Raw genomic sequence first — 26,268 nt, 5'->3', positions numbered from 1 at the left:
AAATAAAGGACACAATCATATGCTAGGAGGTGTCCTGATGTGTGGACGCTATCTCTTTGATCCTGATACCGGAGAGTTAAACGAGTATTACAAAATGGCTTTTCAAATCAAGCAAGACGACCTTAAAATAGGTGAGATTCCTCCTTCTGAAGAGGTCATTACACTAGGTCTTGGGGAAGATCACAAACTCCGGGTGGCTCTGACCACTTGGGGATTTTCCAATCATCAAAATAAACAACTTTTGATCAATGCCCGTAGCGAAACTCTAGAAGAAAAGCCCACTTTTCGCAATGAATTTCCCTTTCATCGTTGCCTCTTTCCCATGTCCGGCTTTTATGAATGGAATAAAGCAAAAGAACAGCTTTTGTTCACATTGCCCAAAAAAGAAGTGATGTATGTGGCAGGGGTGTATCGAGTAAAAGACGGTCGCATTGAATCGGTCATTTTAACTACAGCTCCAAATGCTACAGTGGAACCCATTCACAACCGGATGCCGTTAATTATTGCTAAAAAAGATGCTCGCTCTTGGCTGGAAAATACGAAGGCGGCACGCAAATTACTGCATAAAGTAGATGAAACCCCGTTGATCATTACCCCTGTTTCTAAAAAAGAACAGACAAATCCTCAAAATCAGATGGAGTTGGAGCTGGAATAAGCACTTTCTCAAATTGAGACAAATGAAAAGAAAGTGCTGTGACAAAAGTCGTATTCCAGTCCTCCGAACCGAACATTACTATACGTGAGACGAAAGCAAAAGACGAGACTCTTTCATGAAGGAACATAGGAAGAGTCTCGTCTTTTCATTTCTAAAAATTTCAAACGGTGACTAACCTTGATTTCATCAAGCTAAGTCACCGTAATTCACTTTTTCTCTGAACACGTATGGTAATGTTTCTTCTACGGACTGAAACACGACTTCTTCACGATTAATTTTCAAACGTACATTTATTTGACTTAAAATCAAAACGTTCGCTATTTTTTGTTTATTAGTTACTTATGTCACATCCCCTTTCTTTTGCTTACGATTCACCTTTGGTAATGTTCGGTTTGTAAGACGGTAATGCGACTACTGTTACAGTGTCTTTTTCCTATTAGCCAATCATCACCGATTCATCTGGATATTTAAAGTTACCCTCTTTTTCTGGACGACGAACTAAGGAGAAGACAACAGTCATAATACCAACTCGGCCGATAAACATCAATGAAATAATTATCACTTTGCCAATCATCGTTAAATCCGGGGTGATTCCCATGGTCAAACCAACTGTTCCAAAAGCAGAAACCACTTCAAAGGCGATATATTCTAACCCTAGTTGATCCACATTGGGAATTCTTTCCGTTACCGATAAGATCATCGTAGCAAAAATACACAAAGACAAAGTAATGAAAAACAAACTCATCGCACGATTCACCACATCATCTTTAATGGTCCGGTTGGCGAACTCTGCATGACTACGACCTTGGAAGATGCTTTTGACTTTTAATAGCAATACGCCAAAAGTGGTAGTCTTCAACCCTCCCGCTGTGGATCCAGAAGTCCCGCCGATAAACATTAAAATCATGGTCAAAATCAATCCCGCATGACTCATTTGGAAGTAGTCAATGGAATAATATCCCGCAGTTCGCGGAGTCACTGCCATAAACATCGTATTGGCAAAGCGACTAAAAGGATTGTCACTGTCAATCAATGAAGTATTCAGCCCTTCTGTGATAAAAAAGCCCAATGTGCCAAATGCCAATAAACTACCGGTAATCAGTAGCGCAATTTTAGAATGCAAGGTCATGCGCCGTTTTTTTCGCAATCCCATGAGATCATACCACACCAAAAAGCCAAGTCCGCCAGCAATAATCAAAAACATGACTACAAATAAGACCCAAGGATCTTCTTGAAAAGGCACCAAGCTGTCGCCAAATAAATCAAAGCCGGCATTACAAAAACTGGAAATGGCGTGGAAAAAGCTAAACCATAAACCTTTTCCCCAACCATAGCGTGGTACAAAATCAATGGCTAATGCCGCCATCCCTAAGCCTTGAATCAGAAAAGCCGTTTTCAAAATATAGCGCATTAAACTGACTTCCCCACTCATGGTTGGCGTATTTAAAGAATCTCGCAAAATCATCCGTGTGCTTAAATTAATCTTTTTGCGGGAAATAAAATAAAAGATAACAGGAATCGACATAAAGCCAAGTCCGCCAATTTCAATTAAAGTAATAATCACCACTTGCCCAAAAAGACTCCAGTGTTCTGCGGTATTTAAGGTGGTCAGTCCCGTAACACAGGTAGCAGACGTAGTGGTAAACAAAGCGTCAATAAACGGCGTGATTTTCCCGGATTGACTGGAAATGGGTAATGTTAATAAAATGGCCCCTAATAAAATCAAACTGGCAAAGCCTAGACTGATCAATTGAGGGGTGGTTAAGTCATAGCGACGGTACATTTTTCTTTTCATAAAGATCCCTTCTTGGGTAAAAGTATAAATCAATCATAGAGAAGTTTTAGAAAAGAATCAAGACAAAGGACAAAAGAAATCCCCGCCTCGTTCACCGTGATTTCCTGAACGAGACGGGGATGGTTGGGTTTAAAAAAATGTACAACCTTAGCGATTCATATTTTTAATCTTAATCATTCTGGTAACTTCTGCTCGTTCGTTTTCTTCCAGCTTCATCTTGATAAAATAAATGGTTTCTTCCAATTCTGGGATGGTCATATATTCCAAAGCATTTACCCGACGACGCGTTTTTTCTATTTCTCCTGCCATTAGTTGGCAAGTCTTTTCCACTTCGGTTAAGGCCAATAACTCAGGCAAAACATCAGTAAAACGAGAGATGGAATTATCCAGTGGGACGTTGGAGTTTAAATAGCCGTATTCAATAGGCGAAGCCACCAAGTCCTCATCGTAACTAAAGTTCATTACGGGAACTTCTACACTCATGATATTTTTTTGATCCAGTTCTAACTCTACTTGAGCGGCTGGCAAGATAAAGAGTTCCTCAATAAACGAACTGTTTAACGTAGCGCTAGCCAAGCGAAAAGAACGCATCGCACTGGTCATCATCGTTTCGACTTTTTGGCGCATGGTGTTGTTTTGTTTCACCAGTAAGATAAACTGGCGCATGAGCTCGTCTTGTTTGTCTTTTAAAAGCTTATGCCCTCGTTTGGCGGTTTTCAGCTGCTTTTGCAGACGAGCCAGTTCCATTCGAGTTGGATTCACATTCAGCTTTGCCATGGGCTACACCCCTTTATCCGGCAAATATTCATCAATCATGTCGTCTTTAATCCGTTTTAATTCAGTCCGAGGCAGAATACTCAAGAGTTTCCAGCCTAGATCTAAGGTTTCAAAGATGTCTCGATTAGTATTGTAGCCTTGGTTGACGTATTCTTCTTCAAAGCGTTCTGCAAATTTGGCGTAAATCTTATCAACCTCAGATAAGGCAGAATCCCCTAAGACTACGGCGAGTTCTTTGGCTTGTTTCCCTTGGGCATAAGCTGAAAAGAGTTGGTTCATAGTCGCCGCATGATCGCCCCGGGTTTTGCCTTCTCCGGTCCCTTTGTCTTTTAGACGAGACAAGGAAGGTAAGACATCAATTGGTGGTTGAATCCCGCTCTTGTACAATTCCCGGGACAAGATGATTTGTCCTTCTGTGATATAGCCGGTTAAATCGGGAATCGGATGGGTTTTATCATCTTCCGGCATGGTTAAAATCGGAATCTGAGTCACTGACCCCTTCAAGCCTTTGATTCGTCCGGCCCGTTCATACAAAGTTGCCAAGTTCGTGTACAAATACCCCGGGTACCCACGACGACCAGGAACTTCCCGCCGTGCAGCAGAGATTTCTCGTAACGCTTCACAGTAGTTGGTCATGTCGGTCATGATCACTAAGACGTGCATGCCTTTTTCATAGGCCAAGTACTCCGCCGCAGTCAAAGCCATCCGTGGCGTTGCAATCCGTTCAATGGCTGGATCATTAGCCAAGTTCATAAAGACCACAGAACGATCAATGGCACCAGTTTTTCGGAAGTCTTCCATGAAGTACTCCGCTTCTTCAAAGGTAATCCCAATGCCCGCAAAAACTACGGCAAAATCATCATCAGCATTTAACACTGTAGCTTGCCGAGCGATTTGGGCTGCTAATTCTTTATGAGGCAAACCAGAACCGGAGAATACCGGTAATTTTTGGCCCCGAACCAAGGTGTTCAAATGGTCAATGGAAGAAATTCCCGTTTGGATAAATTCATCGGGGTAATCCCGGGCCATGGGGTTAATCACTTCCCCATTGATATCCAACATTTTTTCAGGAAGGATTTCAGGCCCATTGTCTTTTGGACGCCCTAATCCATCAAAGACCCGACCAATCATATCTTCTGAGACACCCAATTCAAGTGGATGACCTAAAAAGCGTACCGCCGAATCTCGCATATTAATTCCAGAAGTACCTTCGAAAATCTGCACTAAAGCTTTGTCATCTTGTAATTCCAAAACTTGGCCTTTTCTTAGTTCACCATTTTGCATCCGAATTTCGATCAGTTCTTCATATTTAACTCCAGTGACCCGGTCCACTGCCATTAGAGGGCCGACAACTTCACCGATTGTTTTGTATTCTTTAATCATTGGTCATGCCCCCTTTTTGAATAATATTTTTAATGGTAGTCTTGATTTCTTGTTCCAAGTCGGTGATTTTGGATAATTCTGTTTCGGGGATGTATTTCATACGAGCCAGTTTATCTCGTAAAATCACTGTTCCATCCATAATTTCATTTAAATAAGAACCTAATTCCAAAGCATTGGTCGCTTCTTGACCAAAGATTAGGATATTACTTAACATTTGGAATTGTTTTTCTCGAGACGTAAAGGTGTCCACATCGTCAAAGGCGTTTTGTTGCAAGTAGTCTTCTCGAATGGATTTGGTTACTTCCAATAATAACTGGTCTTTAGCAGACAATGAATCAATCCCTACAAGACGAACGATTTCTTGTAATTCTGATTCTTTTTGCAACATGCGCATGGCATCGCGTACTAAAGCCGACCAATTCACTTGCATTTGTTGGTCTAAGTATTGGCCCACTTCATTGGAATACAAGGAATAGCTTTGCAACCAATCAATAGATGGAAAATGGCGTTGCTGAGCTAATGTGGAATCTAACCCCCAAAATACTTTTACTACCCGTAACGTATTTTGAGTGACAGGTTCGGAAATATCCCCACCAGAAGGCGATACCGCAGAAATAGCGGTGATACTCCCGCCACGCCCCTCTTGACCTAATGTGATGACTTTACCGGCCCGTTCATAGTATTCCGCCAAACGAGAACCGAGGTAAGCAGGATAGCCTTCATCTCCAGGCATTTCTTCCAAACGGCCACTCATTTCCCGTAATGCTTCTGCCCAACGAGAAGTAGAATCTGCCATAATCGCCACCGAATAACCCATATCCCGGAAATATTCCGCAATGGTAATCCCCGTGTAAATGGAAGCTTCCCGAGCAGCTACCGGCATATTGGATGTGTTGGCGATTAAAATCGTCCGTTCCATTAATGATTCGCCAGTATTCGGGTCAATCAGTTCAGGGAATTCATTCATAACGTCAGTCATTTCGTTGCCTCGTTCCCCACAACCTACGTACACCACCAAGTCCACATCTGCCCATTTGGCAATTTGGTGTTGGACGACAGTTTTACCCGCACCAAATGGTCCTGGTACCGCCGCAGCTCCTCCTTTTGTTACAGGAAAGAAGGTATCGATAACCCGTTGTCCGGTAATCATCGGTGCTTCAGGATTTAATTTTTCTTTGACTGGTCGCGGACGACGCACGGGCCATTTTTGCAACATAGTGAATTCTTGGTCTACCTCGCCGTTGTTGATCACAAAGACGGTTTCATCAATGGTATGTTCCCCAGGATAAACAGCGGTTAGTGTTCCTTTCACGCCAACGGGGACCATAATTTTATGTTGGATAATTTTTGTTTCTTGCACAGTTCCGATAATGTCGCCAGTGGAAACTTCTTGTCCCACTTTTGCTATCGGTTCAAACTGCCATTTTTTCTCGTGATTCAAAGGTTTGATTTGTACCCCCCGAGCTAAGAAATTGCTGTGGGTTTGTTGGAGAAATTGATCTAGAGGACGTTGAATCCCATCAAACATCTGGGAAACAATCCCCGGAGCCAACTCCACTGAAAGAGCTTCTCCTGTGGAACGGACTGGTTCACCTGGTCCAATGCCGGCGGTTTCTTCATAAACCTGAATGGAAGCCACATCGCCTCGCATTTCGATAATTTCCCCAATCACGCCTAAATCTCCTACATAACAAATATCTTGAATACTTGCATGGCCCATATTTTCTGCCATTACTAATGGACCTGAAACTTTCACAATATTTCCGATTTCCACGATTTCAGCTCCTTTACAAGATGTTTTGACCAACGGCTTTTTCCACATTCTGCTGGATGGCTTCTAGGCCAATTCCTAAGCTACCGTCATGATTGGGAATCAAAACGATGGCTGGTTGCAGTTGGGTTTGCAAGCGGTCAATTTCTTCTTTGATCGTGCTGGCACAAGTTTCGGTGATATAGATTATCCCGTATTCTTCTTTTACCAGTTGTTTTAATGCTTTTTGAGTTGCTTTTTTATCTGTGGCAAAATACACGCTGAAGCCAAATAATTTAAAAGGCAGTACGGACTCTTTGTCCCCAATTACCCCAATTTTATAGGCCATAGGTCATCCGCATCCTTTCTCTAATCTGATCTTTGGTAAAGCCGCTGCGTTTGCCTACTAAGATTAAACGTAAATTTTTCACTTCGATATCTTTGCTGTTTAAAAAGGCTAAAAGTGGCAATGGACCAAAGGCAGTGGTCTGGGCACCATCTAAAAGTTCCGTTAAGTAATCGTCTTTTAAAAGATCCAAGCGAGCATAATTGATTTCTTCGCTTTCAAAGACTGACTCAAGTAAATCACCATATTCTGAAGCTTTAATAAATTCCACAAAAGCGGGTAAACCTTTTTCCGCAAAGCCCATTAAAGTATCTTTAGGAATACTTCCCGAGCTAGATAAAACCGTAGACATAAAACCTTTTGTTCGCTTTTGGGCTAAACAGCGCAGTGCCGTGGTGAGATTGGTTAAGTCGATAAAAGTGATGATTTCTCTTGTTAAGACTGGCTCATCCAACTCGTCAGCTAAGCGCCGTTGCTCGGTTAAAAACTGACGATCATAAATCACGTCAATTCCTTGCATGATGTTGGATTCTTCCATATAATCACGAACTTCTATAATACTTTTTAAAAGACTTTTTGGTAAAACTGAGGATTTACCAGTTTCTACGGCGTTTTTTAATTCTTCCGCTTCATAAATGCCATCGGGCAAATAAAGCCCATCGTAATTGTTCTTTGTATAAAAAGCTTTTGTCAATACTTTGAGATTGTGAAAGGTATAGCGCATCGTATAAATCCACACAAGGTCTGGATTCGGTGCCGCTTCTGCTAATTCAGAAAAGGTAGTCAGTAGTTCTTGATCCAAAGACTTTTCAAAGTTTTTTTCGAAATTTTCCGTCAAGTACGACCCATAGACCGTACCAGAGAGAATTGTTTCAATCTGCTTAAAGTCATTGGCTTCAATTAACTGTTGAAATATTTCTGGGGTTAGCAGTTCATTTTCTTTCAGACGAATCAGAGGATTGAGTTGGTGATATATCGGTTGTGACACGTACCTTCCTCCTTTTAGTTTCCAATTAAGAGAATAGTTTTTTCGATAGTTCATTGCCAGCCTGATTGCGGACTTCTTGTAATAAATCCCGATACAAGAAATTGTATTGCACACCATTGACATCGACCAAAAAGCCAGCTGAACTAGTTTGACTCCCTTTGCCTAGACTTAGTGGATAAGAAAGATTCAATGACTGAATAAAGTCTTTCGTCAATGCTTCTGTGACCTTGGGGCCTGCTGGTAATAAAACAGCGGCTTCCTTTAAATCCAAAGCTTTTAAATTATGCTTGGCGAACCTTTGAATCGCTTCTTTGTCCCAAGCCTTCATCTGGTCATAGGCTTCTTCAAAAAGCTGATCTAAGTAGTCCTGTTTTTGGACTAAGGTTTCTTGACGTACATCCATTTGTTGACGAGAAGCTAATTGTTTGAACTTTTGCTCTAACGTTTTACTTTGTTTGGTCAATTGTTCTTCGTGGAGCACTTTTGCTTTGGCTACTTCTTTTTCATACCAAGCAATAATTTTTCCTTCTTCTTCTACTTTTTGCTGATTGCGCTCTTGAGCCGCTTTACGGTCAATTTCCGCGATTATGTTATCAATTGCATCCATCTAAATTCCTCCTTTGTCTGCAAACTGGCCTTTAGATTTGGCCTAAGAGCAAGAAGGAGATAACAAAGCCTAAGATGGCGTACATTTCTACCATTACTGAGTACATTACCCCTTTAAAGAAGTGTTCTGGTTTTTTCGCTAAGATTTGAATACCAGCGGATGCGACTTTCCCTTGGGCAATTCCTGAAAACAAACCAGTAAAGGCTACAGGAGTTGCGGCAATCAAGTATTCCAAACCAGTGATAGCACTCATATCTTTAGTCAGTCCACCATAAATCATAAAGGCGATAACGAAACCGTACAAACCTTGAGTACCTGGCAATAGCTGTAAGATCAATGCTTGACCGAATTTTTCCGGTTGACTAGTGGTTAAAGCAGCAGCAGCTTCCCCGGTCATGCCCACCCCTTTGGAAGACCCAATTCCAGAAAAGATTGTTGCTACGGCCATACCGAAGATTGCAAAGAACATCCCACCATTTTCAATCAAAAACTTAGTCATTATCATTTCCTCCATTTTCATCAATAAAATTCATGTATTTTTCTGCTGGTTTCAATGGTCGAAAAGCACGACCACCACCAGTATAAAACTTGCCAAAGAACTCTACATATTGCAGACGAGCCGCATGAACGTAAGCACTTAATAAAGACAAGAAGATATTTAGCCCTTGTAAAACAACGATTAAGACAATTCCGGCGGTAAAGCGCGCTGCTGGTGGCATATAGCCTACTAACATATTAAATGCCGCAGCGATACTCCCTCCAGAAATTCCCAAAGCCATCAAGCGGCTATAACTAACAAAATCGCCAATATAGCTAGTAATGCCGTAAAGGTCATAGAGTCCCATAAAGAGCCCACCGACTTTGGATTTAGCCCCTATCACTGAAGTGACAAGCACCGCTAAGGCTGAGATGATTGCTAAAATTGCACCAATCATCGTTAACGCATTGGATTTCACCACCAAAGCACCTAATGCAGCAATTAAAATTCCCGCTAAAATTCCTTGCCAAGAAAAGCCTTGATTGACTGCGACCACATACTCTTTTTTGCGCATATTTTCTTTGCCGGCTAAAAACAGACCGGTAAAGATTTGGATACCGCCAAAAACCATGGATAAGCCGAAGATTGCCATAAAGTCTTTCGAAGGTGAAAGCAAGTACACTGGCATTTCCACCCCAAAGGAGCTGCCATAAATTAAGCCCCACACAATGGTAGACAAGGATAAATATTGAAAGAGTTTTAAAAAGCGTTGGGTTCCTTTTGGCAAGGTCAAAGCTTTAAGTCCTACAGTAGTAGCCACTAGCATCAACAAACCATAACCGAAATCCGCCACCATCATCCCAAAGAAAACCAGATAAAATGGCATCATCCACGGTGTAGGATCGATTTCGTCATATTTAGGAATGCTGTACATTTCCGTTAACATTTCAAAAGGTTTCACGATGGCATGGTTTTTTAGCTTAGTTGGTGTTTTATTAGTCGCGATTTCTGCTTCAGTGGGTTCTTCTAGAGACACATATACTTGTTGATTGGGAAGCGCCTGATGCAAGACTCTTTGAAGCGTTGGGACTTCATCGGCACCAATCCACCCACGAATCACCGCTAAATAGTGGGATTCCACAATGCCAGCTTTAGCCATTTCTCGTTGGTATTTAGCTAAAAGAACTTCTTCAGCTTGTTGGAGATGGTACACTTGGCCTTTTTTTTCTCCGATTAACTTTGCTAGAGACTTGCGTTCTTCTGCAAGTTTCGTTAAGGCTTCTTTTGCTTCTTTTAAAATTGCTTTAGGCGTTCCCGGGTAAGGTTTGTTTTCCACCCGCGCCCCAAAGTCTTGCATGATTTGGTTGATCAAATGGCCTTCATGACGTAAAAAAAGTAAAGCAAAAGCCGTTTCTTTTTGATCGTTACTGATAAATTCACTATAAAAAGTAGGGGTTTGTTTTAGCTGTTCTTGAAAAGCGTCCCATTGATCATTGGGAATCAAGCCTAACAAGTAAGTTGCATTTTTTACTTTTTGGATTTGATCGATATCCAAGTTTTGCCAGCTAGTGCCCCAATCTTCTTGGGCTTGGTATTTTTTGGTTTCTGCCAGATTATCATCCCAGCGCTTCTTCAAATCACCAATTAAAGCCAGCTCTTTTGTTAATTGTTCTTCATCAAAAGTCTTTTCAAAGTCTCCAAATGAAGTCACGCCTCGTTTTAGTTCTGTTACTTTTTCCTTAGCAGAACCGTGATCGCGAATAAAGCGAACAAATTCTTGAATTTGTCGGATCAAAGACTCGGTATTGCTGTTTTCATCACTGTGTTGTTGGCTGTCAGAAAAATACTTTGCCAACCACTCCTGGTTATCAGTGTCTTCATAAATATCGTCCACTTCTACTTGCTGGGTGCCTTGGAGCAAGCGCAAAATCTGATCTTGTGCTTGTTTTTCACAGATGATGGACAGCTTTTTCATTTCTTTAACCGCCATATGTGCTTGTCACCCTTTCAATGATATCGCTCACCAGTGTTTCGTGACGCTGTTCATAAAGTTGCTGGAAAGACTGGCGTTCTATTGTGGCTTCTTGTTCCAGGCTGGCTTTTTCTTGATCCAGTTTTAGTTGCAAGTCCTGTTCTTGCTCTCTTTTACTGCGGCTACGTTTTTCTTTCATATCCGTCACCAGACTGGCTAATGAACGCTCTTTTTCGTGGCGAAGTTGTTCTAAGTCTTCTGAAAGATTTTTCTGTGCTACTTCATTTTGCTTTTCAGCGGCACTGATGCGTTCCAATGCTTCCTTCAAATACAATCCCTCCTTACTAAAAAAGCGCACTCCCACTATAGAAGTACGCTTTGAATAAACGGTACTCCAAAAACGTTCTTCTCACCCCTTGAAGAACTTGATCCTTGAAGAACTACCCTCAACCGTTTTGTTTTATAAAATTATCAACAAAATAATCATAGCAAACTTAGATTGAGATAGCTAGCATTTTCCGTAGTTTTTTGCGAAAAAATGGAATCTTTATTTGCTTGGTTTATCCCTAGCGATGTTTTTTTATTTTTAAATAGAAGTAAAAATAAAATGGGTTTTCCGCAATTCAAGTTATCCTATTATCCCATAAATAGGCTTTTTTCAATAGTCAGAGGTTCTGAGTTTTCTCCAAGGCTTAATCTACACTACTTTTTTCAAATGGTGCTACAATAAACAGTGAAAAGAGGAGATCAATCATGGCATTGACAATTAAGCAAACAGAAGATTATCTAACAAGTAAGGTATCCGGTATTACGGTAATGGATGTTTCCATCGAGTATCCTGAAGCAAAAGAAGTCCTCTACATTGAAGGAGAACTGGATTACTTCGTCTTTATTAAAGCCGCGGAAACTTACCAATTTACAGATGGTAAGAAAAACATCAAATTAGACAGCAAAGAAAATCCTGACGCTCCCTTATCTGAAGAAGAATTTTTGGAACGAGTGGTCAAGATTATTTTAAGTGAAGAATAGTTGATTCAATTAAAAAGCCTTCCTGATTGCTCCTCGTAACAGAGCAATCAGGAAGGCTTTTTAACGAGTTAAGGCAATGGTTAGCGGCTACTTTTACTAAAAGAGCGGGCCGCATATCCCTTACGATACAACCCGTAGACAATGCTACCATAAACAATCAGAAATGCCCCCAGACCTAAAAAGGCTAAGCAAAGTACCGGCCCTAAGACACTTTGGTAAAAGACACTGGGCATTAAAAAAGAAAAGATACAAGCAGAAACGCCTAAAACGAGTGACCAATTAAAACTCCGTTGAAATTTGTGAATTTGATTTCCTTGGGCCTCCCAGGCATCTTCGGTAATTCTGCGATTGCCCATGACTTTATAGGCTTTATGAAAATTGATTCCGCCAAAAATAAAGAAACAAGCTCCCACAATACCACTTAAGAAGAAGAAGAAAATTCCTGTACCATCTCTTGTATAACTAGAAAAAGCGACAAAAGCCAGGGCACAAAAGAAACTCCCCACACCAATGGCCATTTTTAAAGCAAAACGGCGCACTTCCTGCCAATAATCTTGCATTTCTACTAACTCAATCGGGTCTTCTTGATAAAATTTAGCCGTTTGCGCCACTGTATCTTCTTGTTCCACGTCTAACTCTTGTAATAATTCATCAATAGAACCAAACTCGCTAATTACCGCACCAATGGCTTCATGTTCACTTTTCCCCTCTGCTAATAGCTCATTGTAATGATCTTCCATAATGGCCCTTAAGTCTTCCTTGGCTTTTTGGACTGCTGGGGTTTGAGGTAAATTTAAAAACAAGGTATTTAAATAATCGTTAAGTACTTTCATCGTCTCGTCTCCTTTTTAAGCGTCTTGGGTAAAGCTTGTAAAAAGCTGTCTACAATAGTTTTCGTTTGTTGCCATTCCTGCTGCTTTTCTGCTAAATAATTGACTCCTGTAGTGGTCAATTGATAATAAGTGCGCTTTTTTCCATGGGTGACTTCTCCTGGATAAGAATGGAGATAGCCATTTTTTTCCAAACGGGTAAAAGCAGAATACAATGTAGTTTCTTTAATGGTATAGACTTCATTCGTGCGTTGACGGATTTCTTTGGCAATTTCATAGCCATAAGAATCCCCTTCTGCCAGCACAGCCAGTATTAAGGCATCGTTATAACCCCGTAGTCCATCACTAGAAATCATGGCCTGCCTCCTTTTACAATTACTTCATCTGTCGTATTAATTATAGGCTAAGTACTACGACAGGTAAAGTAAAAAAAGCGAATTTCTTAAAAGAAATTCGCTTTCCTCTTATTCATAATCAAAATAGGCGTATCGATTGGTTTCTTTGATATAACCAGATTTACTCCAAGCACCGACTTTTTGGTTTTCTGCTTGGTCTTGCACTTGTTCTAGTTCAGATTGATAGGTGTCGTTACCGGCATTGATGTAACGCACTACGCCTAACCCTTCTTCAATCAAAGAATTTTGTAGTAAATCATCTCCTACAAAGACATAGGCTAAATAGCGGTCATACTTGTCTTTCACATCCCCTGAATCAAAAACTAGACTCACATTCCCTTTTGCCAATTCCGCTTTTGTAAAATTGCTGGCTTCTTTGCCATAAGGTTGGACCGGCATATCTTTTTTAACACTTTCCGGGGTGTCCACCATTAAAAGGCGCAGGCGGTATTCTTTATTTTCCGAATAAAAAACAAAGGTGTCCCCATCCACACTGCGAATATTGTCCACGGCAATTTTTTCAAACCGGGGAGGATCAGCTAAATTCACATCCGACACTTCTTCACTGACGGCGCTCTTAGCTAATACTGCTAAGTTAGGAACTTTTCCAGTAGCTTCATAGCCGCTGGAGTTGGTTACTTCTTGGCCTGTATCCCTACTGTTTTTTGACTCGTCTGGACTGTCTGTCAACAATTGGAAAGCGCCAAAGAGAATCACCACAATCGTCCCAATTATCCCACTGATTTTCTTCACTAAAACCATCCTTTTCTATTGCATTCGCTCCATTATAGGACAGCTGCTATTTTTCGTCAAAAAATACCCTATCTGATTTAGGCTTTTCTAATCAGATAGGGTAACGAATCCTTTATTTTTCGGTGGTTAAAGCGTCAATGGTCAAATCTTGAATGGTTGCCACTGTGGTATCCGCAGTTAACGCAGCACTAAAGGTGACTTGATCCCCTTCTTTCATAAAAATAGCAAAGGGACTGTTGTTGGAGTTCACACTATAAACCGTTTTGTCCTCTTCTAAAAGAAAAGAAATCACAGTAGAGCTGCTACTTGGCAAAATCACTACTCGTTCGACGATCCCTGTTTTTTTCGTTAAGTCACTCGCGTCGGAGCTTTGGTTATTGCTACCTTTTGTGGCTAGTTCAATTCGATAAGCATCTAATGCGCTTTGGGCGTTTTCCGCATCTACGACGATATCATTGTCCACTGCATTGATATAGACGTATTCCTTAAAGATTCCTTTTGTGTCCATTAAGGAAACAATCCACGTCGGTACGCCATCGATATTGTACAAGACCGGCATTTCTGCTTGCCATTTTTTCTCTGGGTAGATTTTTGATGCAATGGAAATCGCTCCATCGCTGTCCATAATCCCTACTTCAGGATCACGGTAGTAAGTGACTTCACCAGTCCGAGCATCGATTAATGAATAACCTAAAGCCGAATCTTGGTCGTCATCGCCACTGGTGAAATCGGTAAAATAGTTTAACTGTCCTTCTTTGCTTAACATTGGTGTAATCTGGCCACTGGCATATATTCCGTTATCAGTGGGGATTTTCACATCTTTTTTAGCTCCGAAGATAAACTGATTCCACCAGCCATTGCTATAGCGTCCGAAAAACTCATTCATGCTGTTAGCAGCCGCCGAAGTAATCGGTGCATCGACAAATTTTGGTGCTTTGGCATTGTCGTAAAGCTTCACATCTCCAGTTTGGGCATTTAAGACGGCGGTTTTAAATTCATCATAATGCATCAAGCCACTAACCCCATATTCTTTGTACAAAGTTTGCACGTAATGAGGGATTCCTGCTTCGTCGATTTCCAAATTGATTTTGCCGTAAGAAGCATACCCAGGGAAAGCAGCGTAAATCCGGCGGGCGGCATCTTTTCCAAAATAAGCAGAAGGCGTATAAACTAAAGGTTCTTTTACAAATTCTGGCTGGGCGTTAATATCGGTAGCGGAAATTTTAAAATAGCCTGGCACTTCCCCAAGCTTCAGCCATTTGAAAAAGCCGGTATATTCCACCGTAGCCACATACACGTATTCCCCATTAATGGTTTGGGCGGTGATACCATCTAATGTGAACATATTGGAGTTAGGAATTACCGAAAACTTCTGCAACATCTTTCGCTTGGCCATATCTGGGGCGATAGCAATCGGTGTTTCCTTAGTAGAAGTTAAGACTTCTGCTTTTTCTTCGGTTTTCAAAGGAATCGAATCATAGACTTCATCAATGGCGGTGATGCTACTGATTTTAGAAACCAAAAACAAAATTACCATTAATGTACAAATTCCCCCAAAGATTTTCCCTAGTTTCCCCATTTTTACATTCATCACAGGTTTAGCTTGCTTACGATTGGCTTTTGGCGGGAAAAGGTCTCTGGCTTTTTGCACGCTTTGGCCTAGCCCTAAGACAAAAAAGGCCAATAAAATCGCTACAAAAGCCCCCCATAAGTTATACCACAATAAGGAAGACAAGGTTTTACTTGGCAAAACTGCGTATAAAAAGCCTCCTAATAAAAGTAATTCCCCAATGGTTAAAATCACTAGACTCTTAACTTGTTTGCCTTTGTTTAATAGGGCAACTAGCAAGTTCACTAAGATTATCCCCATACCAAACAATAAAGTTACTACCAAAAAATCAACAATCATCCCAATCACTCTCTCTTTTCTAATCTATCCTCATTATCCGCTATCGAAACGGATTTACATCAGTCCTTAGTCTGATTTCAAGTTTTGCATTACCAAAACCCTCATACACTTCCTTTAAATTTTAAGGAAAAGGGCGCAAACTTTGGTGTCTGCGCCCCTAATAAAGATTTTAGCGAATCACTGCATTTAGTTTTTCCGTCAAAGCTTTGGTTACTTTTTCCATCGCTTTATTGATGGTTTCATCGGTTAATGTGGCTTCAGGATTCACAAAAGTTAAGCTGTAAGCCATAGATTTATGTCCGTCTTCAATGTTTTGTCCTTGATAGACATCAAACAAAGTAATGTCTGTTAAGTATTTTCCGGCAGAATCTTTGATGACGGTCATCAATTCTCGGTTCGTCACAGTATCTGCCACTAATAAGGCAATATCCCGTTTGACTGCTGGGAATTTGGAGACGGTTTGGTACACTAAAGGTGCTACTTGGGCAGCCAACAAAGCGGCTAAGTTGACTTCTGCTACATAGGTTTCTGGCAGGTCGTAGGCTTTGGCCACTTTCGGATGCACTTGGCCGATAAACCCGATTTGTTCTTCTCCTAAGAAAATTGCGGCAGAACGGCCCGGATGTAAATCCTTCAAATTGCTTTTCTCGTAAGTGATTTGCTCCGCTACACCAAATTTTGCAAAAACATTTTCTAAAATCCCTTTAACTGAAAAGAAATCCACTTTGACACTAGCAGTTTGCCAATCTTTTGTTAGCATTTCCCCAGTTAAAGCCAAGGCCAAGTGTTTTTCTTCTTGAGGAAGGTCATGTTTTGGATCATTTTCTTGCTGGAAGACGCGGCCAATTTCATAAAAAGCAAGATTTTGATTTTTCCGAGAAACATTGTAAGCAATATCATCTAACAAACCTGAAATCAAGTTTAAACGCAAAACTGCTCGTTCTTCCGTCATTGGCCAATCCAAACGCGTCAATTGACTGTCTTGCCATGTGAAACTTTGGGATTTTTCTTCTGTGGTCAAAGCGTAGCTGATGGCTTCTGTTAACCCAGCGCCTTCTAGCGTAGAACGCAACGCCCGGGTTTTTGACTGCTCAGGAGTTAAGCTGGCAGCTACCGTTTCCCCACTTGGTAACGTGGTGGGAAGCTTGTCATAGCCATAAATCCGCGCGACTTCTTCTAATAAATCAGCTGGTATATGAATGTCCCAACGTCTCGGTGGCACACTGACAGTATAAGTTTTATCAACTTCTACATAAGGAAAATCCAGTGCTTCAAAGACTTGGTTCACATCAGCAGTCGTCAAGCTCGTGCCTAAAGAACGATTAATATGGTCTAGTGTAATGGAAACCACAGCGTTTTCCGGTTGTACTTCACTTCCGACGACTGCCCCGGTTAACACGTCACCACCGGCTAATTCCGCCATCATCGCTGCTGCAACGTCACAAGCTAGCCCTACATCTGCTTGGTTAATGCCTTTTTCAAAGCGGGCAGAGGATTCACTGCGCAAGTTAAATTGACGAGAAGTTTTACGAATGGACAAACCATCAAATAATGCCGCTTCTAAAGCAACGGTAGTAGTACTTTCGGTAATTTCAGAATCCAAGCCTCCCATGGTTCCAGCTAGTGCTACAGGAGTTGTCCCGTTGGTGATTATAATGTTTTCTGGCGTTAATTTCCGCGTTTCGCCATCTAATGTAACCAGTTCTTCTCCTTCGTGCCCCCGACGCACAAGGATTTCTTGACTACCTAACTTATCGTAGTCAAAGGCATGTAAGGGTTGGCCGAATAACAACAAGATATAATTGGTAATGTCCACCACATTGTTAATCGGGCGAATGCCTTCATTCATCAAACGGTTTTGCAACCATTGAGGACTTGGAGCAATTTTCACATTTTCAATAATGCGAATTTGATAAGCCGGTGCGTCGTTTTCATCGGCTACACGAACGTTAATCTTATCAGCTGCTACTCTTGGAACTTCCACTAATGCGGTTTTTGAAAATTGTGGTTTTTGATTGTAAATGGCGCCCACTTCATAGGCTACACCGCGAATAGACAACGCATCTGCCCGATTTGGGGTAATGGACAATTCAATAATAGCATCATCCATTTCCAAATATTTAAAGACTTCTTCGCCGGGGATGGCATCTTGTGGCAAATACTGAATGCCTTCCGCGTATTCTTTGGGAATCACGCTGTCGCTATAGCCGATTTCTTGTAATGAACAAATCATACCGTTGGAGACTTGCCCTCGCATTTTGCCTTTTTTAATTTTCACATTACCGGCAATGCGACTGTTGGGCAAAGCCACGATTACTTTAATGCCTGCTTTTACATTTGGTGCCCCACAGACGATTTGGGAAAGTTCCTCTTCGCCGATATTCACTTGGCAAATAGACAAATGATCACTATCCGGATGGGGAACGCATTCCACGACTTCTCCCACCACGATTTTTTTCAAGCCTTCAGATGGATACGTGATCCCTTCCACTTCGATACCGGTAACGGACATTTTATCTCCTAATTCTTTTGGTGAAATTTGGGATAAGTCCAAGTATTCTTGTAACCATTTATATGAAACTAGCATTGTGATTCCCCCTTGAACTGACTCAAAAAGCGCAAGTCATTTTGATAAAAATTACGGATATCATTCACGCCATACCGCAACATGGCTACCCGATCTGGCCCTAATCCAAAAGCAAAGCCAGAGTAAACTTCCGGATCAATGCCACTCATCTCAAGGACTGCTGGATGGACCATACCGGCACCAAGGATTTCGATCCAGCCGGTGTGCTTGCATACATTACAACCGGTGCCCCCGCATTTAAAACAACTTACATCCACTTCTACAGAAGGTTCAGTAAAAGGGAAGTAACTTGGCCGCAGACGAATTTTACGATCTGCTCCAAACATTTTTTGCATTAAGACTTCTAACGTACCTTTTAAGTCCGCCATGGTGATATTTTTATCCACTACTAAACCTTCGATTTGGTGGAATTGATGGCTATGGGTGGCATCATCGGTATCCCGGCGAAAAACTTTCCCAGGAGAAATCATCCGCAATGCTCCTTTGGAAAAGTCGTGTTTTTCCATTACCCTAGCTTGAACTGGTGACGTGTGGGTCCGAATCAAAGTTTCTTCGGAAATATAAAACGTATCTTGCATATCTCGAGCGGGGTGATCTTTAGGCAAATTCATTCGTTCAAAGTTGTAATGATCGGATTCCACTTCATTGCCTTCCACTACTTGATACCCCATACCAACGAAAATATCTTCAATTTCTTCCATGATTTGTGTTAAGACATGACGAGTACCTTGAGGAACTTGTTTGCCTGGCAAAGTGACATCAATGGCTTCTTCTTCAAGAGTCGCTTCAAGAGCCGCTTCTTCCAAGACTGCCTTTTTTTCTTCAATTCCTTGACTTATTTTATCTCGAATTTCATTGGCAAAAGCCCCTACTTGTGGCCGCTCTTCTGGAGATAAATCCTTCATCCCCCGCAAGACTTCCGTGATTGGGCCTTTTTTTCCCAGCGTTTCCACTCGAATTTGATCCAGCACCTTTAAGTTTTCTGCTGCAGCAATCTGCTCTAAAGCAGTTTGCTGTAGTGTTTCTAATTTGTCTTTTAAAGACATCTGTTTCACTCCTTTTTGATTATGACAAGTTCACAAAAATCAGGATTGCTTTTTTAGTGACAGTATCAATCGCTGACTACAAAAAAACACGACAAATCATCCCTAAAGGAACGATTCATCGCGTTACCATCCTAATTCGCAGTTTTTACTACGCACTTGTTTACTTAACGATGGCAAAACCACCGGCTTAATAAAATTAAGCAAGCTCAGGAAGTGAACTTCATTTTTCGATACCAGAACCTGCTTTCAGTCTGGGACAGGTCTCCCTTTTCTGGCTCAGCCAAACTACTCTTTTCCTTCAGCGCTTTTTATTTATCAGATTGAACTTAGTTTACAAAAGATTTTGCAGAAAATCAACTGCATTCCTCCACCGTAATCCATTTTTCGCTCCATTTTTTAACATCAGCTAAGGCCTCTCCTAGTGCAAAGCCTTTTTCCGTCAAACAATAGAGATTGTCTTCTTTAGCCAAAATCCCTTCTGTAGTCAACTCTTTTAAGCGTTCTACCAAGACTCGATCGCTCACTTCCGGAATTTTTTTTGCTAAATCTACAAATCGTTGAGAGCCATCTTCCACAAAGACTTCAATAATCAAGCCATTCCATTTTTTGCCTAAAAAGGAAAAAGTCTTCTCAAATTTGGGACAAAGAGCAAAATCTTTCACCTGCACACGTTCCATATAAATCACCTCAGAGGCATTATAGCACAATGCTTATTTATTGTAAGTTTATCCGCCTAGATTTTGGCTTTTTATAAAGAAATCACTTTTTTCTGAGATAGCCAAATCAAATAGACTTGTTTCACCGGTTTTTGCAAAGCTTCGGTTAAGGCTTGTTTGTATAAAGCCAACTGCCCTTGATACCGAGCCACCATCACTGCTTCATCACCATTGGCCACATAATCGGTTTTAAAGTCATAGAGAATCACTTCTTCTGGCAAATTCAAATAACCATCAATAATCCCGTGAATTAACAAATCGTCTTTTGTCTCATCATAGTCTTTAAAAATACTTTTCGCATCTTTTAACATAGCAAAGGGTTGTTCCCGGTGTAAAAATTGCGCTTGCTTTTGAAGACTTTGTCCTAATTCACTAGTTAAGAACCAGTAAATCCCTTCAAAATCAACCTTTTCAGCTAATTCTGCACTTATGACACCTTTTTTCACTAAGGTTTGACTGAAAGACTGCAACGCTGACAGACTGACAACTTGCTCCATGGGCCACAGTTGTAAGACTTGGTGTGTGGCCGAACCGATTTCTCGTCCTGAAATCGTCGCTTCTTCCCAAAACTTTGGTTTGGCTAATTCATTACTCGTAAAGCGATAACGATTTTGAGCTTGCTCTTGGGCGCTGTGCCATTCCATTTGATTTTCTTCACTGTTGTCAGGGTCGTCAAAAAGACGTTTAATTTCTGATACAGACTGATAACCGGTAGTCATGGTAGCTTTGGGATGAGGATAGACATAATCCAAGCGTTGTTTTAATTGAACAAAATCAGCTTCTTGCTCTAAAAGTGCTTGACGCAATACCGCTTCTTCTTTTGGTCCAGTATTTTTGGGTAATTGGTCAATGGCTGTGGTCAACAGTTCTTCTGTGTAAAAATGAATTTGGAAATCAGCCTCAGCTATTACTTTATAGCTACCATCTGCTGCATCAGGAAAATACTGGGTCATCTTAGGATGGCGCCACAAAGTTCGACCGACCCAATTCATCAACACACCACTTGCCTGCATTCGTAAAGTAGGATTTAATACCAGTTCTTTTTGATTGGCCGCCGCACTCCATTTTTTCTGGGCATCTTCTTGATTTTTATAAGAACCTACTAAATAGAGTTTTTGTTCCGCCCTGGTCAGTGCTACATAGAGTTTACGCATTTCTTCAGAAAAAGCTTTTTGCCGGCGAATTTGAAGGATGGCTTGATAAGGTAATGTTTCAAACTCTACTTGTCGATCAAAATCCACATACTTAATCCCAGCACCAAGGTTTTCTTCAAATAAATAGCGAGGTTTGAAATCTTGTTGGCTCATATTCCGCGTCATATCCAAAACAAAGACGAAAGGAAATTCCAAACCTTTACTGCCGTGAATCGTCATCACCCGCACGGCATTTTCCACGGGTGCTGACAGTGGTTTAGCTAAATCTACTTGTTTTTCCTGCATTTTTTCCACCATGCGGATAAACTTGTATAACCCTCTAAAACTGGAATTTTCATAGGTTAGAGCTCGATCTACTAGAGCCAAAAGATTAGCATAGCGCTGGCGCCCTGAGGCTAGACCTAAGCAGTAATCCAAATAGCCAGTATCTTCATACAAGCGCCAAATCAATTGAGTCAAACTTTGACTTTTGGAAAAATCTCGCCAAGTGTCCAACTGTTCCAAAAAGGCAATCACTTTTTCTTGTAAAGCTAATTCCCCTTGCTGGCTATAGGCTTCTAGTGCCACTAAGAAGCTCCCATTTTTTTGCTGGGCACGAATGGTGGCTAATTCCGGTTCCGTAAAACCAAAGAGTGGCGAACGTAAAACCCCTGCTAAAGGAATATCATTATCTGGATTGTCAATAATCGTCAACAACGCAATCATCGTTTGGATTTCCGTAGTTTGAAAATAATTTTCCCCATCACTGATTTCCAGTGGAATTTGCAACTCTTGGAAGCAGTCAATAATAGCGTCATTATTATTTTTAGTAGGGGTCAATAAGACGATGTCCCGATAAGTCACTGGTCGTTCTTCTTTTAACTCTTTGTCGTAAATCAAAAATCCTTGGGCAATGAGTTGGGCAATTTTCACTGCCACCATGTAGAGTTCTCCTTGGGTCTTGTTTTCCACTAGGCCTTTTGCTTCAGGACTTTCCGTTTCATAAAGTAAAAGTTCTGTTTCAAAGCCATTTTTTTCAGGAAAAGCGGGAAAAGCAGGGATTAATGCCGCTGCCTCATCGTAGGGAATCTGTCCCACTGCTTGGTCCATAAGCTGTTTAAAAACCAAATTGGTAAAAGTCAAAACTTCATGACGGGAGCGGAAGTTCTCCGCTAAGACAATGCGTCGGCCCCCATCTTCGTTTGCAAAGGCTAAGTACTTATCAATAAATAGTGTGGGATCGGCTAAACGAAAGGCATAGATGGACTGTTTCACGTCTCCTACCATAAAAAGATTACCAGGCACAGGATTGGTCTCCTCTTGGGAAACTTGACGCACATAATACAAAATGGCTTCTTGCAGGCGATTGACATCTTGGTATTCATCCACCATGACTTCGGTAAAGCATTGACGGTAATAACTGCTGGCCACTTGTTCTTTTTCATTGCCTTTTAAAATGGCTAAGGTATAGTGCTCCAAATCATTGAAATCCAGTAATCCTTTTTCCAATTTTCGCTTGCTGTAGGCTTTTAAGAAAGCACTTGTCAATTGGGAGAGACACTGCACTAATGGTTCAGATTTTGCCAATAAATCTAAAGTAACTTCTGGAGAATAAGGCATGATTTCCGGTAAACTTTGCAATAACTCCCGCCCAGATTTTCGCAAGGCTAAAAGCACTTGGGAGGCTTCTTTGTTTTCGTTGCGTTTTGGCATGAGTTTAGCTGACAAATCCATGCTAGCCAACTGCAAAGAAAAGGCATCTAAATCGTCAGCTAACAAGGCTTCTTCTAATCTTTTTCCTTGGGCAATTTCCAGTTGAATTTTGTCCCAGTAATTTTTAAAATCCGGTTCTCTTTCCATCATTTCAACGGCTTGCCCATATTCACTTAGGGCCAATTCAAGGGTAGCTTTAAGCTGTGGCTTGATTTGATTTTGATACAAAGGATTTTCCGCCAAGTTACCGTTAGACTGATAGTTCACCACTAAATTTTGCAACCACTCTTTAGGATCGGGACTGGCCACGGCAAATAAATACAAACGCATGACTAAGTCTGTCAATCCTTCATCGGAGCGATCATTGGAGAAATTTTCGACTAATTGATAAAACAAAGGATCTCCTGTGGCATACCAAGTTTCTCGTAAACTTTCCCAGACTTCTTCTTTTAACAATAAAATCTCTGTTTCATCCGTTAACATGCGAAAGACCGGATCAATCCCAATTAAATAATAATAACGACGGATTACGGTTAAACAAAAGGCATGGAGCGTGGAAATATTCGCACTAGGGAGCAGGGTCAACTGACGAGCGTAGTGAGCTTGTTTAGCTGGATCGCTTTCATCAGCTAGTGCTTTTTGAATGGCTTGCTGGATTCGTTCTTTCATTTCTCTAGCGGCAGCTTCGGTAAAAGTCACAATTAACAAAGAATCAATATCTGTCCCGCTTTTTAGTTTTTCAATTACCCGGCGGACTAAGACCGTGGTTTTCCCGGAACCAGCAGAAGCCGAAATCAAGAGATTATCGCCACCGTCAAAAACAGATTGCCACTGTTTGTCTGTAAACTGCTCATTCTCTGGTTTTAAAGGGATTGGCTTCGAATTATTCATCCTTTAATGCCTCCTCCATTTCATTTAATAAACGTTCTTTGTCTTGATTTTTCAAGCGATGATAGTCGTTTTCTTCCAGTAACACATCAAAGCCACAGAGACTACGAAACGGACAAAAGCTACAAGCCCGTTGCCCATTTGGACTTAAATAGGGATTTAAGCCGATTTCCCCAGAAACGATGGTATCGGCGGCTTGCTTCATCTTTAGACGATTGTAGGCTTGCAAAGTGCCGATTTCTTCTTCTGTATAAAAGTTTTTGTTTTGCGCGACGGGTTTTAAAATCCCTTTCACATTTCGGGTAATAGGATACAATTGAGAAGTCTCTTTTTCCGTTAACGTAGTATCCAAAGCTTCTAAAAGTTCTTCATCTTTGGCGTAAAACCCTTTTAACTTGTATTTTTCCAAAGGGCGCTGTTTTAACCATTCCTCTGGCGATTCAATAGGATCGTGAATCCGTAAATAATACGCTCCTGCCGGATGAACCTCTTTCGTGCCGATTAGTTTGTCGGCATCCCGCAATGCCACATCCAAATAAGTGATCAGCTGCATAGCTAACCCGTAATAAGCTTCCAATAAATTAAACTGCTTGTCTCCAGATTTATAATCCACCACTGCAAGCCAGGTCTCATTGGCTTTTTGTAAGGCGTCCACTCGGTCAATCTTTCCTCGTACGTGGAGTTTCCCACCTTTTTGTAAGTCCAACTCTAAGCCCGGAATTCCCTTTTTACCGGCAATTTGTCCAAAGAGGACTTCGGTTTGGACTGGTCGCATTTTCGTGCGTTTGCCTTGTTCATGTAAGGTCCAAGTCATTTTTTTAATGGTTTTTTCCAAACGATAACGCAGGTATTCCATGCGGGCGGAACTTTGCAACACTTGGTATTGCGGTTCCAAAAAGAGTTCTTGTAAGAGACTATCAATCACTTGTCTGCGGGTATCGTTATCCAAATTGGCCACATCATAATTTAGTTGGGCTACAGCTTTTAAGAAGCGATCTAAAGAATCATGGAATAAACTTCCGGTCATCAAGGTGTCCATCCCATATAACTCCCGCTCTTTTAAGCCTAACCCATAGGCCGCAAAATAACGGTATTCACATTGATAAAAACTTTCCAAACGGGACACAGAAGCATAAAGTTCCGTACCGTACACTTCTTTTGCCAAAGCAGGCGACAAAGGAATCGGTTGATTTAAATGACTACGCCCAGAAAAAGCCCGCTGAGCCAATGTAGCCACTGGACTTTTCTTTAAAGCTTCTTCCACCCATTGCCAAGTAGCAGGTACCAAGCGATTTTCCTGGTCACATTGACGGTAAAGATTGTTTAACTGACCAATGGCACTGCGATAACTAGCCAGATGTTGTCCCGGATCAGAATCCGGTGTCAAAAGGCCTCTTTCTTCTAAAGGCAGTTTCAGCCAAGTTTGAAAACGACGCAAATAAGGAGAAATCTGGATATTTTGCTGAGTATCATAATTGGCAGCATAGCTTAAATACAACTGATCTGTGGCAGAAAGAAATAGTTTATAAGCAATTAGTGGCGAACGGGTATTTTGTTCCCCGGTCCCTTCTTTTATAAACTTGTCTTCTGGCAGTACTTGATTTAAACGGCTACGCTCTTCGTCAGTTAATAAACTTGGATTTGTTGGTGTTTGCGGAAAATTGGTTTCATTTAACCCTATGGCAAAGGTTACTCTACACTGTCTAGGCCGTGTTAAAGTCAGTTGGTTAATTTGAATTTGATCAATGGTGGCAGGAATTTTCCCATAGGCGGTATTTTCCAAGCCGCTACTAAAAACTTCCCGAAAAAGCTCTAAATCAAAGGAATCTTCCCCATAAATTTCCACATATTCATCCATTAACGTCATTAATGCGCCCCAGGTCTGCTCGTGATTACGGGCTACTTCTAGCTCTCCCGCTGCCACTGCTTGATCGCGCCAGTACAGTAAATTTGTTTCCACACCAGCTTCGATTAAAAAGCGATAGAGTAAAACACAAGCAGCCCGACCTGTTTTGGCCTTTTGCAACTGTTCAATAAAATGACCTACAAGATCACGAAAGGCTTGCCGCAAGCGATTGGATCGCTGGGATAACTGTCCGCTATCCAAGGTTAACGAATTTTCAAAATCGAAGGTAATCACTGGCCAATCTTCTTTAGCCAACCAATAATAACCCTGGAAATTGTTTTTCAAAGCCAAGTTTTCCGTTACATCCACATCACGTCGGAAGACATTTAAAGCTTGTTGCCAATTTTGATTACTGCCTGCTTGGTAGCTTTGAGGCAAAAGCAACTCACTTTTTAACAGTTGCAAAATATCTTCTAAGCGAAAATGGTAGCGGGGTAAATCCAAAAGCGTCCGCAAAAATTCCACTAAAGGATGCTGATCCATCGTAGCCTTTTGGTCAATGTAAAAAGGCAAACCTGCTTCTGCAAATAAATGGGGAATCAATTCTCCATAAGTCGCTAAATCGTTGGTTACTAGCTGAATGTCTTTTAAGCGCAATGTACGGTCTTGACT

General features: G+C 41.3%; 22 protein-coding genes. 3 read left to right on the top strand and 19 right to left on the bottom strand.

Annotated elements, in window-relative coordinates:
* Window positions 1–37: 37 nt before the first annotated feature.
* Window positions 38–655: an SOS response-associated peptidase gene (locus tag AB5754_RS01940; protein WP_368252503.1), complete on the top strand. Its 618-nt coding sequence runs from the start codon at window positions 38–40 to the stop codon at window positions 653–655.
* Window positions 656–1,091: 436 nt separating this feature from the next.
* Here AB5754_RS01940 and AB5754_RS01935 read toward each other — a convergent pair whose 3' ends face one another.
* From AB5754_RS01935 to AB5754_RS01890, 10 genes are all read right to left on the bottom strand, one after another.
* Window positions 1,092–2,450 carry a TrkH family potassium uptake protein gene (locus tag AB5754_RS01935; RefSeq protein ID WP_311834516.1) on the bottom strand — a complete coding sequence of 453 codons (1,359 nt, stop codon included), beginning with the start codon at window positions 2,448–2,450 and terminating at the stop codon, window positions 1,092–1,094.
* A 147-nt stretch (window positions 2,451–2,597) separates the two neighbouring features.
* Window positions 2,598–3,227 (bottom strand): V-type ATP synthase subunit D, encoded by a 630-nt coding sequence (locus AB5754_RS01930; protein WP_368252473.1) that lies wholly within the window; start codon window positions 3,225–3,227, stop codon window positions 2,598–2,600.
* Window positions 3,228–3,230: 3 nt separating this feature from the next.
* Entirely contained in the window at window positions 3,231–4,610 is a 1,380-nt protein-coding gene (locus AB5754_RS01925) for a V-type ATP synthase subunit B (RefSeq protein ID WP_368252472.1), read from the bottom strand.
* Complete coding sequence (locus AB5754_RS01920; protein ID WP_368252471.1) at window positions 4,603–6,384, bottom strand: V-type ATP synthase subunit A; 1,782 nt, start codon at window positions 6,382–6,384, stop codon at window positions 4,603–4,605. The genes AB5754_RS01925 and AB5754_RS01920 overlap by 8 nt, the downstream gene beginning before the upstream one ends.
* 13 nt (window positions 6,385–6,397) lie before the next feature.
* On the bottom strand, window positions 6,398–6,709 hold the full coding sequence (locus tag AB5754_RS01915) for a V-type ATP synthase subunit F (RefSeq protein ID WP_368259447.1): 312 nt from the start codon (window positions 6,707–6,709) through the stop codon (window positions 6,398–6,400).
* Window positions 6,699–7,694, bottom strand: a complete 996-nt coding sequence (locus AB5754_RS01910) for a V-type ATPase subunit (RefSeq protein WP_368252292.1) — start codon at window positions 7,692–7,694, stop codon at window positions 6,699–6,701. Before AB5754_RS01910 ends, AB5754_RS01915 begins: the two co-directional genes overlap by 11 nt.
* A 25-nt stretch (window positions 7,695–7,719) precedes the next feature.
* Window positions 7,720–8,301 carry a hypothetical protein gene (locus tag AB5754_RS01905; RefSeq protein ID WP_368252293.1) on the bottom strand — a complete coding sequence of 194 codons (582 nt, stop codon included), beginning with the start codon at window positions 8,299–8,301 and terminating at the stop codon, window positions 7,720–7,722.
* 31 nt (window positions 8,302–8,332) lie between these two features.
* Window positions 8,333–8,800 carry a V-type ATP synthase subunit K gene (locus tag AB5754_RS01900; protein WP_311834509.1) on the bottom strand — a complete coding sequence of 156 codons (468 nt, stop codon included), beginning with the start codon at window positions 8,798–8,800 and terminating at the stop codon, window positions 8,333–8,335.
* Entirely contained in the window at window positions 8,793–10,769 is a 1,977-nt protein-coding gene (locus AB5754_RS01895) for a V-type ATP synthase subunit I (protein ID WP_368252294.1), read from the bottom strand. Before AB5754_RS01895 ends, AB5754_RS01900 begins: the two co-directional genes overlap by 8 nt.
* Window positions 10,759–11,079: a hypothetical protein gene (locus AB5754_RS01890; protein WP_368252295.1), complete on the bottom strand. Its 321-nt coding sequence runs from the start codon at window positions 11,077–11,079 to the stop codon at window positions 10,759–10,761. Before AB5754_RS01890 ends, AB5754_RS01895 begins: the two co-directional genes overlap by 11 nt.
* Window positions 11,080–11,504: 425 nt before the next feature.
* On the opposite strand from AB5754_RS01890, the gene AB5754_RS01885 reads away from it, so the two are divergent.
* On the top strand, window positions 11,505–11,780 hold the full coding sequence (locus AB5754_RS01885; protein WP_311834506.1) for a hypothetical protein: 276 nt from the start codon (window positions 11,505–11,507) through the stop codon (window positions 11,778–11,780).
* 80 nt (window positions 11,781–11,860) lie between these two features.
* Here AB5754_RS01885 and AB5754_RS01880 read toward each other — a convergent pair whose 3' ends face one another.
* The 6 genes from AB5754_RS01880 to pheS form a co-directional block, all read right to left on the bottom strand.
* Complete coding sequence (locus AB5754_RS01880) at window positions 11,861–12,613, bottom strand: permease prefix domain 1-containing protein (protein WP_368252296.1); 753 nt, start codon at window positions 12,611–12,613, stop codon at window positions 11,861–11,863.
* On the bottom strand, window positions 12,610–12,966 hold the full coding sequence (locus AB5754_RS01875) for a PadR family transcriptional regulator (protein ID WP_368252297.1): 357 nt from the start codon (window positions 12,964–12,966) through the stop codon (window positions 12,610–12,612). The genes AB5754_RS01880 and AB5754_RS01875 overlap by 4 nt, the downstream gene beginning before the upstream one ends.
* A 108-nt stretch (window positions 12,967–13,074) precedes the next feature.
* A complete protein-coding gene (locus AB5754_RS01870) occupies window positions 13,075–13,758 on the bottom strand; it encodes a thermonuclease family protein (RefSeq protein WP_368252298.1) in 684 nt (227 codons plus the stop codon).
* A 112-nt stretch (window positions 13,759–13,870) separates the two neighbouring features.
* Window positions 13,871–15,667 (bottom strand): DNA-binding protein, encoded by a 1,797-nt coding sequence (locus AB5754_RS01865; RefSeq protein ID WP_368252299.1) that lies wholly within the window; start codon window positions 15,665–15,667, stop codon window positions 13,871–13,873.
* A gap of 169 nt (window positions 15,668–15,836) precedes the next feature.
* On the bottom strand, window positions 15,837–18,254 hold the full coding sequence (gene pheT / locus AB5754_RS01860; RefSeq protein WP_368259446.1) for a phenylalanine--tRNA ligase subunit beta: 2,418 nt from the start codon (window positions 18,252–18,254) through the stop codon (window positions 15,837–15,839).
* Window positions 18,248–19,300: a phenylalanine--tRNA ligase subunit alpha gene (pheS, locus tag AB5754_RS01855; protein WP_368252300.1), complete on the bottom strand. Its 1,053-nt coding sequence runs from the start codon at window positions 19,298–19,300 to the stop codon at window positions 18,248–18,250. The genes pheT and pheS overlap by 7 nt, the downstream gene beginning before the upstream one ends.
* Window positions 19,301–19,356: 56 nt before the next feature.
* Here pheS and AB5754_RS01850 point away from each other — a divergent pair, with 56 nt between their 5' ends.
* On the top strand, window positions 19,357–19,491 hold the full coding sequence (locus AB5754_RS01850; RefSeq protein ID WP_368252301.1) for a hypothetical protein: 135 nt from the start codon (window positions 19,357–19,359) through the stop codon (window positions 19,489–19,491).
* 162 nt (window positions 19,492–19,653) lie between these two features.
* On the opposite strand, the gene AB5754_RS01845 is transcribed toward AB5754_RS01850, so the two are convergent.
* The 3 genes from AB5754_RS01845 to AB5754_RS01835 form a co-directional block, all read right to left on the bottom strand.
* On the bottom strand, window positions 19,654–19,977 hold the full coding sequence (locus AB5754_RS01845; RefSeq protein ID WP_311834498.1) for a helix-turn-helix domain-containing protein: 324 nt from the start codon (window positions 19,975–19,977) through the stop codon (window positions 19,654–19,656).
* A 71-nt stretch (window positions 19,978–20,048) separates the two neighbouring features.
* Window positions 20,049–23,753 (bottom strand): helicase-exonuclease AddAB subunit AddA, encoded by a 3,705-nt coding sequence (gene addA / locus AB5754_RS01840; protein WP_368259445.1) that lies wholly within the window; start codon window positions 23,751–23,753, stop codon window positions 20,049–20,051.
* A partial coding sequence (locus AB5754_RS01835; protein WP_368259444.1) for a PD-(D/E)XK nuclease family protein occupies window positions 23,746–26,268 on the bottom strand: 2,523 nt, incomplete at its 5' end. The genes AB5754_RS01835 and addA, both read right to left, overlap by 8 nt.

This window comes from Enterococcus sp. 2201sp1_2201st1_C11_2201SCRN_220225, assembly GCF_040925905.1.
Taxonomy (GTDB): domain Bacteria; phylum Bacillota; class Bacilli; order Lactobacillales; family Enterococcaceae; genus Enterococcus_C; species Enterococcus_C asini_A.
This window is presented reverse-complemented; position numbering and strand designations above follow the sequence as displayed.